Origin of the sequence: Prescottella sp. D32 (genome assembly GCF_037287305.1) — a bacterium.
GTDB classification, from domain to species: Bacteria; Actinomycetota; Actinomycetes; order Mycobacteriales; family Mycobacteriaceae; genus Prescottella; species Prescottella equi.
This window is the reverse complement of sequence record NZ_JARBSW010000002.1, coordinates 41,564-54,084: the sequence shown is the minus strand read 5'-3', so window position 1 is coordinate 54,084 and position 12,521 is coordinate 41,564. Positions and strand designations below refer to the sequence as shown.

Genomic DNA, 12,521 nt, shown 5'->3' with positions numbered 1-12,521 from the left:
TGCAGGGCTCTCGGAACGAGAGCGGCCCGGACGCGGGGAGAAACCGCGTCCGGGCCGCAAAATCGTTGCCGCGGTTTACGTGTAGATCCGCTCGATCATCTCGGCATGCTGCTGGTGGATGATGTTGCGCTTGAGCTTCAGGGTGGGCGTCAACTCGCCGGTCTCCACGGTGAAGTCGACCTCGAGGATCCGGTACTTCTTGATCTGCTCGGGGCTGGACACCTTCCGGTTGCCCTCGACGACGGCGGAGTCGATCTCGGCGATCAGTTCGGGATGCTTGACCAGCTCGGAGATCGGCGTGTCCGCGGCCAGGCCGTTGCGCTCCTTCCAGCCCGGCAGCGCCTCCGGGTCGAGGGTGATGAGCGCACCGATGAACGGCTTCGAGTCGCCCACCACGAGGCACTGGCTGATCAGCGGGTGCGCGCGCAGGGCGTCCTCGAGCACTGCCGGAGCGACGTTCTTGCCGCCGGCGGTCACGATGATCTCCTTCTTGCGTCCGGTGATCGACACGTAGCCCTCGGTGTCGATCGAGCCGAGGTCACCGGTGTGGAACCAGCCGTCGCGGATCGCATCCGCGGTGGCCTGCTCGTTGTGCCAGTAGCCGCCGAACACCACCGGACCCCGGACCAGCAGTTCGCCGTCCTCGGCGATCTTCGCGGCGTGCCCGTTGATCGGCTTGCCGACCGTGCCCACCTTCTGGTCGCGGGTGGTGTTGACCGTGATGGCCGCGCTGGTCTCGGTGAGACCGTAGCCTTCGTACACGGGGACACCGACGCCGCGGAAGAAGTGGCCGAGGCGCGCGCCGAGCGCCGCCCCGCCGGACACGGCGCGGTCGCACTCGCCGCCCAGTGCCGTCCGCAGCTTCGAGTAGACGAGCTTGTCGAACAGCGCGTGGCGCAGCCGCAGTCCCAGCCCGGCCCCGCCGTTGTCCTGCGCCTCGCTCCACGCGATGGCGGTCGCGGCGGCCTTGGCGAAGATCTTGCCCTTGCCGCCGTCCTCGGCCTTCTGCTTGGCAGAGTTGTAGACCTTCTCGAACACTCGCGGCACGGACAGGATGAAGTTCGGCTTGAACACCGCGAACTGGTCGAGCAGCGTCGTCAGATCGGAGGTGTGGGCGACGGTCACCTTGGCGTCGAAGGCTCCGAAGGAGATCGCCCGGGCGAACACGTGCGCGAGCGGCAGGAACATGAGGGTGCGCCGGCCCTCCTGCATCGCGTCGCCGAGTGCGATCTGCACGGCCGCGGATTCCGCGTAGAAGTTGGAGTGGGTCAGCTGGACGCCCTTGGGACGACCGGTGGTGCCGGAGGTGTAGATGAGCGTCGCGGGGGACGACGCGCGCACCTGGTGTCGGCGCTCGTGCACTTCGTCGTCGCTGATACCGCTGCCACGGGTGATCAGTTCGTCGAGCGCGCCGGCCTCGATCTGCAGAACCTCGCGGAGAGAGGGGGCGGCCTCGGCGACGTCCTTGACCGTTTCCGCGTGGCTCGAATTCTCGACCACGAGTAACGACGTCGCCGAGTCCTCGAGGATCCATTGGGCCTGGTCCGCGGAAGACGTGTCGTAGATGGCGACGGTGCAGCCGCCGGCGGTCCAGATCGCGTAGTCGAGAACGACCCATTCGTAACGGGTACCCGAGAGGATCGCGACGCGGTCGCCGAGCTCGATGCCGGACGCCATCAGCCCCTTCGCGACGGCCTTGACCTGCTGGGCGAACTCGGCGGCGGTGACGTCCACCCAGCCGCCGTTGCCGGGCTTCTTGAAGGGCACGAGGTTCGGACACTCGGCTTCGTACCGGAACACAGTGTCGGCCATGGACGCGTCTTCCGGAATGGTGAACGACTGTGGAACCGAATACTCACGCACTTTGACCCCTCCAAGAAAATGACATGATGGATGTGCATTGGATCACATTCGGAGGCGCTTTGCACTAGGTCAAGTGCCCGATTTGCCGCTTTGGGTGCCCCCACCTGCGGAAATAACTGTAACCGTAAGTCCTGCTAACTTTCTGCAGGTAGCGGGCGTGTCGCGTCAGGCGACGGTGTCGCAGGCATGTGCGTGCACGCACTTCCAGCGCCGCACGGCGTGCTCGAGCGCCGGCGGCGCGACTCCGAGAGTGTCCGCCGCCGCGGCCAGGATCTCGGTGGGCGGGACGGAGGGTTCGCCCGCTTCGGAGGCGTCGGCGAGCCCGGGACCGTCCGCCAGCGCCGAGTCGACGAACTCGTCGATCGCGCCGGTGCGCTGAGCGTGCGGGGCGCCCGCGAGCAGCAGCAGGTGTTCCCACGTGGTGTCGTCGTGCGCGCCGCTGCACTCGACCCAGGCGTCGTGCAGGTCGGTGCGGGCGCGCTCGTCGCGGGTGGCGTCGAGCAGATCGCCGACCGAGTCGATGCGAAGTGTGTACAGGCGCTCGGCCGTGCGCTGGATCTCGGCGGCCCGTAATGGGGCCGCGCCGTCCGAGTACCGGCGCTTGTAGTTACCGATCTTCCCGGCCCACTGGTCGGAGCTGCCGGCCTCCTCGAAGGTGCGGAGCAGCTCGCGGGCGCCGTCGTCGACCGGGCCGGGAGTGTGCGTGCGACGGTAGGCCATGTAGCGGTCGATGACCGTGCCCGCGTCGGCATAGCGCGAACCGGCGGCCTGCACGGACTCGATGATGCACAGTGCGAGGCTGCGCCGGTACTGGTCCGGCGCCACCCAGCCCGACGGATCACCGAGTCGGCTCCGGCAAGCGGCGGCCACCGTCTGCACTTGCTGCTGCGAGACGCTCACGGTTCCTCCCTGACAGTGCGAGGCCTGGTGACACGTGTATCGGCGGGACCGTGGCGAATGTTGCACCCGTCGCGGCACAGGTGCCCGGCGCGGGACGGTCAACGGTGCCCGGCGCGGGACAACAGATCGGTGACCTCGCTGTCGTCCAGTTGGTGGAAGTCGGTGTAGGCCCCGCCGACCCCTCCGAGGTCGGCCGGGACGAAGGGGCAGACCACCTCGTCCGCGGTCACCCCGAGCCGGGCGACTGCCTCGGTCGACGCGACCGGAACCGCGACGACAACTCGTTCGGCGCCCTCCGCCCGCGCGGCCACGCAGGCGACGGCCGCCGTCGCGCCGGTCGCCATGCCGTCGTCGACGAGGACCACGGTGCGCCCTCGCAGCGGTATCCGCGGTCTCCCGCCCCGCAGGACGTCGGCGCGCCGCGTCAGTTCCTGACGTTCGGCGGCGCGGACCGCGTCCACGGCCTCCGGCGCCACCCGCGCGAGGCGGACGACGTCCTCGTTGAGGACCTCGAAGTCGCCCTCGGCGATCGCGCCCATGGCGAGTTCCGGCTGCCACGGCACGCCCAGTTTGCGGACCAGCAGCACGTCGAGTGGCGCGGCGAGAGCGTCTGCGATCTCGAAGGCGACCGGGACGCCGCCGCGGGGGAGTCCGAGCACGACCGGATCGGATCCGCGTAGGTGGCCGAGCGACTTGGTCAGCGCCCGACCGGCTCTCGCTCGCGTTGCGTAGTGCATTCGCGTGCTCCGTCGAAATGGTTCGCCTCGTCCTCGACGATACGCCGATGCATGGTTACGCTGTGCCGCGCAGCGGGTCGGGAATCGAATCCCTCGCCGGCGCCGATCATTTCGCACCAGGATGGAGCCATCATGCAGTTCGGCAGCTATCAGAACGAGATCTACCTCGCGGCGCTGGGAGGGCGGGTGCCCGAGTTCCCGATGGAGTACGGCGCGCTCGAGGCGAGGGCCACCGCCGCGATGTCGGAGTCGCTGTTCTCGTACATCGCGGGCGGCGCGGGCGACGAGACCACCCAGCGGCGCAACGTCGAGGCGTTCGAACAGTGGGGGCTGCTCCCGCGGATGCTGGTGGGTGCCGAGACCCCGGACCTCACGGTCGAGGCCTGGGGTCACACGTTCGCGTCCCCCGTCTTCATGGCGCCGGTCGGCGTCATCGGACTGTGCGACCGCGATCGGCACGGCGACATCGCCGTCGCACAGGCGTCCGCGCAGACCGGCGTACCGGCGATGTTCTCGACGCTCATGGAGGACCCGCTCGAGGACGTCGTCCCGCATGCGGGTGACGTTCCCAGCTTCTTCCAGCTCTACACCCCGAAGAACCGGGACCTCGCCGAGAGCTTCGTCAAGCGGGCCGAAGCCGCCGGCTACCGGGGAATCACCGTCACCCTCGACACCTGGGTCCCGGGCTGGCGCCCGCGCGACCTGAGCACCGGCAACTTTCCGCAGTTGCGCGGTCAGGTCCTGAAGAACTACACGTCCGACCCGGTGTTCCGGGACCTGGTCGGGTCGGACGATCCGCAGTTGACGGTGCTGCACTGGGTGCAGACCTTCGGGAACTCGCTCACGTGGGCGGATCTGGACTGGTTGCGCTCGCTGACGACACTGCCGATCGTCCTCAAGGGGATCTCGCATCCGGAGGACGCGCGGCGCGCGATCGACGCCGGCGTCGACGGCATCTACTGCTCGAATCACGGTGGGCGGCAGGCGAACGGGGGGATCGCCGCGCTCGAGACCCTCCCCGCGGTCGTCGAGGCGTGCGACGACCGGGTGCCGGTGCTGTTCGACTCGGGAGTGCGCTCGGGTTCGGACGTCGTGAAGGCGCTCGGGCTGGGGGCCACGATGGTCGGGATCGGTCGCCCCTACGTCTACGGCCTCGCGATGGGCGGAGTGCCGGGCCTCGTCCACGTGCTGCGCATGCTCCTGGCCGAGGCGGAGTTGCTGATGGGCGTCAACGGGTACCCGGACGTCGCCGCGGTACGCGAGAACATCCGTCGCCTGGGCCCCGAGATCCTTTGACGGGAAGGCTGATTCGGCGTCGTGGGGCGGGTTGCCCCGACCCCACGACGCCGTCTCGGTGGTGCGGCTACGCGGTGGAGACCAGGTTGCCGTCGATGTGTGACTGGTACGCGGGCAGGTCGAGCATGCCGTGCCCGGACAGGCCGATCACCAGCACCTCGGGCTCGGTGAGGCCCCGCGCGTAGTCGGCGGCCGCGGCGATCGCGTGAGCCGACTCGGGAGCGGGCACGATGCCCTGCGTGCGCGCGAACAGCACGCCCGCGTCGAACGAATCCCGCTGGTCCACGGCCTGGCCGGTGACGTAGCCGAGTTCGACGGTGTGGCTGAGCAGCGGCGCCATGCCGTGGTAGCGCAGGCCGCCGGCGTGGATCGGATCCGGGACGAAGTCCTGGCCGAGCGTGTGCATCTTCAGCAGCGGCGTGAGGCCGGCGACGTCACCGTGGTCGTAGCGGTACTCGCCCTTGGTGATCGACGGGCACGCGGCAGGCTCGGCCGCGACGATACGGGTCTGTGCCTTGCCGTGCAGCACCTCGCGAATGAACGGGAACGCGAGCCCGGCGAGATTGGAACCGCCACCGGCGCAACCGAACACGACGTCGGCGTTGGCCTCGCCCGCGTTCCGCAGCTGCTCGACGGCCTCGAGCCCGATCACCGTCTGGTGCAGCACGACGTGGTTGAGCACGCTGCCCAGCGCGTAACGCGCGTCGGGATCGTTCGCGGCGACCTCGACGGCCTCGGTGACCGCCATGCCCAGCGAACCCGGGGTGTCGGGGAATTCGGCGAGCATCTTGCGACCCGACTCGGTCAGATCCGACGGGCTCGGATGCACCGTGCCGCCGTACGTCTCCATCAGGTGCCGGCGGTAGGGCTTGGACTCGTACGACGCGCGCACCTGCCACACCTCGAGATCGATGCCGAACTTCGCGCACGCGAAGGACAGCGCGCTGCCCCACTGGCCGGCGCCGGTCTCGGTCGTGATCTTCTTCACGCCGTCCTGCGCGTTGTAGTAGGCCTGCGCGACGGCGGTATTGGTCTTGTGGCTGCCGACCGGGCTCACACCCTCGTACTTGACGTAGATCCGAGCGGGCGTCCCCAGCGCCTTCTCGAATTCGCGGGCACGGATCAGGGGCGCCGGCCGCCACGTGCGGTACGCCTCACGGATCGGCTCGGGGATCTCGATGTACTGCTCGGTGGTCGCCTCCTGCTCGATCAGTGCGCTCGGGAACAGCGCGGCGAGGTCGGCCGGGGTCACCGGCTCCTTGGTGCCCGGGTGCAGGTGGGGCGGCGGGGCGACCGGCAGGTCCGCGACGATGTTGTACCAGTGGGTGGGGATGGGTGTCGTGTCGGACACTGCTGGTTCCTCTCGGAGAGTGGCAGGACGGTCGTCCACATTGTGATCGCGGTCATTGCCGGGCCGCACTCGGGGTCCGTCGACGCACGTGGAGGGCACTCGGATCGAGGGCCATACCATGCATCGACTAAACTCACTGGTCAAATGAGTGACACCGAGCGCGACCCGCAGACCGACGACAATCCCATCACCTTCGCCGACCTCCAGATCGACGAACGGGTGCTGAAGGCCCTTTCCGACGTCGGCTACGAGTCGCCCTCGCCGATCCAGGCCGCGACCATCCCGACGCTGCTCGAAGGTAAGGACGTCGTCGGCCTGGCCCAGACGGGTACCGGCAAGACGGCCGCGTTCGCGATTCCGATCCTGTCCCGCCTCGACGTCGACCGGAAGGTGCCCCAGGCGCTGATCCTGGCGCCGACCCGCGAGCTCGCGCTGCAGGTCGCGGAGGCGTTCGGCAAGTACTCGGCACACATACCGGGTCTGCAGGTGCTGCCGATCTACGGCGGTCAGGCGTACGGCGTCCAGCTGTCGGGCCTGCGGCGCGGCGCCCAGATCATCGTCGGTACGCCCGGCCGCGTGATCGACCATCTCGAGAAGGGCACCCTCGACCTCTCCAACCTCGAGTACCTCGTGCTCGACGAGGCTGACGAGATGCTCAAGATGGGCTTCCAGGACGATGTCGAGCGGATCCTCGCCGACACGCCCGAGTACAAGCAGGTCGCACTGTTCTCCGCGACGATGCCGCCGGCGATCCGCAAGATCTCCAAGCAGTACTTGCACGATCCCGTCGAGATCACCGTCAAGGCGAAGACCGCGACGGCGTCGAACATCACCCAGCGCTGGGTGCAGGTCGCGCATCAGCGCAAGCTCGACGCGCTCACCCGCATCCTCGAGGTCGAGTCGTTCGAGGCGATGATCATCTTCGTCCGGACCAAGCAGGCCACCGAGGATCTCGCCGAGCGCCTGCGGGCCCGCGGCTTCTCGGCCGCCGCGATCAACGGCGACATCGTGCAGGCGCAGCGCGAGCGCACGATCGGTCAGCTCAAGTCCGGTGCGCTCGACATCCTCGTCGCCACCGACGTCGCGGCTCGCGGCCTGGACGTCGACCGGATCTCGCACGTCGTCAACTACGACATCCCGCACGACACCGAGTCCTACGTGCACCGCATCGGGCGCACCGGTCGCGCGGGCCGCACCGGTGATGCGCTGCTGTTCGTCGCGCCCCGCGAGCGGCACCTGCTCAAGTCGATCGAGCGCACCACGCGGCAGCCGCTCACCGAGATTCAGCTGCCGACCGTCGAGGATGTCAACGCGCAGCGCGTCTCGAAGTTCGGCGACTCCATCACCGAGAGCCTGAACTCCGAGAACCTGGCGCTGTTCCGCAAGCTCATCGAGGACTACGAGCGCGAGCACGACGTCCCGCTCGCCGACATCGCCGCCGCGCTGGCGGTGCAGTCGCGCGACGGCGAGTCGTTCCTCATGGCGCCGGAGCCGCCGGCCCCGCCGCGCCGCGAGCGTGAGCCGCGGGAGCGGCCGGCCCGCCGATTCGACGACGGCGGTCCGAGTGGCCCGCGCGTCGGTCGTGACGGCCAGGAGTTCGCGACGTACCGGATCGCGGTCGGCAAGCGGCACAAGGTCGTCCCGGGTGCGATCGTCGGTGCGATCGCCAACGAGGGTGGGCTGCGCCGCAGCGACTTCGGGCACATCAGCATCCGACCCGACCACAGCCTGGTCGAGCTGCCGGCGAACCTGCCGAAGGAGACCGTCGAGGCGCTGCGGGCCACCCGCATCTCGGGTGTGCTGATCCAGCTGCAACTCGACCAGGGTGCGCCGACGGGACGGCAGGGCCGCGGGGGACGCGAGGACCGCGCGGGCGGCAAGTTCAGCCGCGACCGCGGCGACCGCGGTCATCGTGGTGACCGTGGTGATCGGGGCGACCGGGGTGACCGATTCGCGAAGCGTCGTCCGCGCGACTGACCCCCACCCGGCAGTTACGCGCCATCGAAACGGGCGCCGGTGAGTCATTCGACTCGCCGGCGCCCGTTTCTGTGAATGAGTTGAATTCTGTGACGGGAGTGACGCCTGCTCTGTAACGTGCCTCGCAGTTTGCCGGTCGGGGGATCCGCGCAATCTCATCAAGGAGGCACGAACGTGGCCCACACGCTTCGTCGAGGATCGATCGCAGCAGCACTCATCGCCGGCGCATCCGTCGGCCTGGCGGCACCCGCGATGGCGCAGCCGGACATCGTCGGTTCCATCTCGAACGCCGCCGACCTCACCGACAGTCTCGCCACCGTCGTGTCGTCGGTCGGGTCCGGCAGCAGCGGGGGATCGGGTAGCGCCAGCCTGTTCGCCGGGAGCGGCGAGATAGCCATCCCGCTGCCGATTCCCAGCCCGCGCGGCCTCGCGGCGCTCGCTGCGGCCACCACGCAGACCGGCAAGCCGTACCTGTGGGGTGGCAACGGTCCCGACGCGTGGGACTGCTCGGGGCTGGTCCAGTGGGCGTTCCGCACCGTCGGGATCAGCCTGCCGCGCACCAGCCAGGAGATGGCCCGCTACACCGGCGGCATGCTCGTGCCGCTGTCTGCGCTCCAGCCGGGCGACGTCATCACGATGGACACCTACGACATCGCCGGTCACGTCGGGATCTATGCCGGCAACGGCATGGTGTTCAACGCCTACGGCACCGGAGTCCCCACCGGGTTACGGCCGTTGTCGGACTTCAGGATTCACAACATCCGGCGGTTCTTCTGAGCCGTCACCGGTGGGGACCGGCGGATCAGGTCAGCACCTCCGTCAACACGGGAGTGGCGGTGGCGAACTGCGTCCGGTACAGCTGGGCGTAGCGCCCGCCGCGCCCCAGAAGTTCGGTGTGGTTGCCGCGCTCGACGATTCGGCCGTCCTCGATCACCAGGATCAGATCGGCCGCACGGATGGTGGACAGCCGGTGCGCGATCACGACGGCCGTCCGACCCTCGAGTGCCTCGCCGAGTGCCTCCTGGACCGCTGCCTCCGACGTCGAATCCAGATGTGCGGTGGCCTCGTCGAGGATCACCACGCGCTGCTGCGCCAGCAGCAACCGGGCGATGGTCAGGCGCTGGCGTTCACCTCCGGACAGTCGGTAGCCGCGTTCGCCCACCACGGTGTCGAGGCCGTCGGGTAGCGACTCGATCAGTTCGGTGAGGCGCGCCCGGCGCAACACCTCCCACAGTTCGTCCTCGGAAGCCCCGGGGCGGGCCAGTAGCAGGTTCGCCCGAACGGACTCGTGGAACAGGTGACCGTCCTGGGTGACCATTCCGACGGTGCGCCGGATCGAGTCGGACTTCAGGTCGCGCACGTCGGTGCCGGCCAGCAGCACCGCACCGGAATCGGCGTCGTAGAGGCGGGGGAGCAGGCTCGCGATGGTCGACTTGCCCGCACCGGACGACCCGACGAGCGCCACCATCTGGCCGGGTTCGACGCGGAACGAGACGTCGTGCAGGACGGTGGATCCGCCGCGGGTGTCGAGTGTCGCGACCTCCTCGAGCGACGCGAGGGAGACCTTGTCGGCCGCGGGGTACGCGAAGCCCACGTTCCGGAACTCCACCGACACCGGACCGGACGGCACCTCGACCGCGTCGGGCTTGTCCGCGATGAGCGGCTTCAGATCGAGGATCTCGAACACGCGCTCGAAGCTGACCATCGCGCTCATGACGTCGACGCGGGCGCTGGCGAGCGACGTGAGCGGCGAGTACAGCCGGGTGAGCAGCAGCGCCAGCGACACCACGGCGCCGGCCTCGAGCTGGCCGCGCAGCGCGTAGAACCCGCCCAGACCGTAGACGAGGGCGAGCGCGAGAGCCGACACCAATGTGAGGGCGGTGACGAACACCGACTGCAGCATGGCCGTGCGTACGCCGATGTCGCGCACCCGGCGGGCGCGAACAGCGAACTCGGCGGACTCGTCGGCGGGCCGGCCGAACAGCTTGACCAGGGTCGCGCCGGGTGCCGAGAACCGCTCGGTCATCTGGGTGCTCATCACCGAGTTGTGGTTGGCGGCCTCGCGGTTGAGCCGGGCGAGGCGCGCGCCCATGCGCCGGGCCGGCAGCACGAACACCGGCAGCAGCAGAAGCGACAGGAGTGTGATCTGCCACGAGATCCCGATCATCACGACGAGCGTGATGACCAGGGTCACGAGGTTGCCGACCACGCCGGACAGCGTGTCGCTGAAGGCCCGCTGCGCGCCGATCACGTCGTTGTTGAGCCGGCTGACCAGCGCGCCCGTGCGGGTGCGGGTGAAGAAGGCGACCGGCATGCGCTGCACATGGTCGAACACCGCCCGGCGCAGGTCGAGGATGAGGTCCTCGCCGATGCTCGCGGAGAGCCAACGGGTGACGATCGCCAGGCCAGCCTCGAGCAGCGCGATCGCCGCGATCAGCAGTGCCAGACGCACCACCACCGAGGTCTCGTCGCCGGCCACGATCGCATCGACGACGCGGCCCGCGAGGATCGGCGTGGCCACCGCGAGGGCGGCGGTCACGACGCTCAGCACCAGATACCACGCGATGTGGCGCCGGTGCGGCCGCGCGTACCCCCCGACGCGCCGTAGTGTCGCCCGCGAGAACGGCCGACTGTCCTGTTGCGCGTGCATCGCGTTGTACATCGCGTTCCACGCGGTGACTTCCATGCTCATGGTGTGCACCCTCCCGTCGCCCGGTCACGCTACGACCGGGGTACGACACGACGGTAAGACCTCGACAATGGTTGAGGTCAATGAGTGAGCGGAAGCCTCAGGTCAACGGGCGACGTCGACCACCAGGCGCGTGGGATTGTCCAGCGTGTACACGCGGTAGTCGGCATCGGGACGGGAGAGCCCGATCAGCGTCTGGTTCGTGCCCTCGAAGATGCCGGCGTCACGAACCTCGGTGACGATGCCGCCGGGTGCCGCCTCGAGCGGGTTGGGGCCCGAGTACTCCTCGACGCCGGTCGCGTACGGCATCGACGCACCGGTGATCATGACCTGCAGGATCGCCTGACCGCTCACGGCGAGCGGGTTGCCACTGCCCTGCTGGTTGGCGGTGGAGACGATCTCCGAACGCCAGCCCGGGGTGCCGGTTCCGCCGAACTCGAACACGACCCGGTCGAAACCGTCGTGGGTGCCGATCCTCATGTCGCTGATCGTGAGCGCCGCATCCTCGGACGCGGTGCCGGTCTGGGCGTCCTGCGCGGTGGGCGCCGCGGTCAGTGTGCCCTCGTCGGCGGCCAGCGGGGCGGCCTTGACGGGCGAGGACGTCGACGTCGACGCGGTGATCGACGTCGAGGAGGCGGTGGGCTCCGAATCGGTACTGGAGCAGCCGGCCAGAGCGATCGCCGCGAGAGCGACGGAGGAGATTGCGAGCGTGCGGCGGGACCGAAGGTACGTCATGAGTGGCGATGGTAGGGCGGGCCTGCGACACCGTCGCGGTCCGACGCGGCGTCGTGTCCGTTTCGGTATGTGACGTCCGACGCGTTCAATCGCCGGCGAGGGCGTCGCGCAGATACGCCAGGTCGTCCGCGATTCCGTCCGCCGGCGTCTCGAGGACGACGGGGGCGCCGGCGGCGGACACCACCGCGGTGAGCATCGCGGGGTCGATCAGGCCGGTCGTGAGGTTGGCGTGCCGATCGCGCGCGGAGTCGAACTCGTCGCGGGAGTTGTTCAGATGCACGAGGTCGATCCGGCCGGTGATCGCCTTGACCCGTTCGACGATGCCGAGCAATTCCTCGCCGCCCGCCCACGCGTGACACGTGTCGAGGCAGAACCCGGCGTCGAACTCGCCGATCGCGTCCCACAGGCGCGCGATCGCGTCCAGATGGCGGGCCATCGCGAAATCGCCGCCTGCGGTGTTCTCCACCAGGATCGGTACCGGGAAGCCGCCCTTGTCCTGCTGCCGTTCGAAGAGCTTGCGCCAGTTCGCGATTCCGGCGGCCGGATCCTCGCCGTCGCGCACGTGACCGCCGTGCACGACCAGTCCCACCGCGCCGATCTCGGCGGCCGCGGCGGCCTGGTCCGCCACGGCCTTGCGGGACGGCATGCGCAGTCGATTGTTGAGGCTCGCGACGTTGATGACGTACGACGAGTGCACGACGACGTCGATGGGGCTGGCCAGGATCCGATCGGTCTGCGGGTGCCGCTCCGGCTTGTCCCATTTCTGGGGGTCGGTCAGGAACAACTGGACGATGTCGGCACCGAGACGCTCGCCGGCCCCGATGGGGTCGGCGTCCTGCCGGACATGGGCTCCGATCCGCATGACGTCGAGCGTAGCGGTGGAGCGGTCCCGATCAACGGGAAACGCGACCCGACGGCCGTCCGTTCCTGGTTGTGTGTCGGTCGGCACATCGAATACTGCGGGAGATTGAAA

The 12,521-nt window shown here is 69.1% G+C and carries 10 protein-coding genes; 3 read left to right on the top strand and 7 right to left on the bottom strand.

The features are described 5' to 3' along the window. Nucleotides 1-75: 75 nt before the first annotated feature. From PSS76_RS09785 to PSS76_RS09775, 3 genes are all read right to left on the bottom strand, one after another. Nucleotides 76-1,863: an AMP-dependent synthetase/ligase gene (locus tag PSS76_RS09785; RefSeq protein ID WP_005514385.1), complete on the bottom strand. Its 1,788-nt coding sequence runs from the start codon at nt 1,861-1,863 to the stop codon at nt 76-78. 165 nt (nt 1,864-2,028) lie between these two features. Further along, nucleotides 2,029-2,763, bottom strand: coding sequence for a DUF8548 family protein (locus tag PSS76_RS09780; RefSeq protein ID WP_064075858.1), 735 nt, complete (start codon nt 2,761-2,763; stop codon nt 2,029-2,031). 98 nt (nt 2,764-2,861) lie between these two features. Further along, a complete protein-coding gene (locus PSS76_RS09775) occupies nt 2,862-3,500 on the bottom strand; it encodes a phosphoribosyltransferase (RefSeq protein ID WP_084870817.1) in 639 nt (212 codons plus the stop codon). 132 nt (nt 3,501-3,632) lie between these two features. On the opposite strand from PSS76_RS09775, the gene PSS76_RS09770 reads away from it, so the two are divergent. Beyond that, a complete protein-coding gene (locus tag PSS76_RS09770; protein WP_064079245.1) occupies nt 3,633-4,796 on the top strand; it encodes an alpha-hydroxy-acid oxidizing protein in 1,164 nt (387 codons plus the stop codon). A gap of 67 nt (nt 4,797-4,863) precedes the next feature. Here the strand turns inward: PSS76_RS09770 and PSS76_RS09765 are convergent, their stop codons facing one another. After that, nucleotides 4,864-6,147: a TrpB-like pyridoxal phosphate-dependent enzyme gene (locus PSS76_RS09765; RefSeq protein ID WP_005514380.1), complete on the bottom strand. Its 1,284-nt coding sequence runs from the start codon at nt 6,145-6,147 to the stop codon at nt 4,864-4,866. Between the two features lie 144 nt (nt 6,148-6,291). Here PSS76_RS09765 and PSS76_RS09760 point away from each other — a divergent pair, with 144 nt between their 5' ends. After that, nucleotides 6,292-8,124 (top strand): DEAD/DEAH box helicase, encoded by a 1,833-nt coding sequence (locus tag PSS76_RS09760; RefSeq protein WP_013415439.1) that lies wholly within the window; start codon nt 6,292-6,294, stop codon nt 8,122-8,124. 174 nt (nt 8,125-8,298) lie between these two features. Then, on the top strand, nt 8,299-8,901 hold the full coding sequence (locus PSS76_RS09755; protein ID WP_233282352.1) for an NlpC/P60 family protein: 603 nt from the start codon (nt 8,299-8,301) through the stop codon (nt 8,899-8,901). A gap of 25 nt (nt 8,902-8,926) precedes the next feature. Here the strand turns inward: PSS76_RS09755 and PSS76_RS09750 are convergent, their stop codons facing one another. The 3 genes from PSS76_RS09750 to PSS76_RS09740 form a co-directional block, all read right to left on the bottom strand. Next, a complete protein-coding gene (locus PSS76_RS09750; protein WP_084870818.1) occupies nt 8,927-10,816 on the bottom strand; it encodes an ABC transporter ATP-binding protein in 1,890 nt (629 codons plus the stop codon). Nucleotides 10,817-10,918: 102 nt separating this feature from the next. Then, nucleotides 10,919-11,548: an AMIN-like domain-containing (lipo)protein gene (locus PSS76_RS09745; protein WP_064075863.1), complete on the bottom strand. Its 630-nt coding sequence runs from the start codon at nt 11,546-11,548 to the stop codon at nt 10,919-10,921. An 85-nt stretch (nt 11,549-11,633) separates the two neighbouring features. Then, nucleotides 11,634-12,410, bottom strand: coding sequence for a deoxyribonuclease IV (locus PSS76_RS09740; RefSeq protein ID WP_013415443.1), 777 nt, complete (start codon nt 12,408-12,410; stop codon nt 11,634-11,636). Between the last annotated feature and the right edge of the window lie 111 nt (nt 12,411-12,521).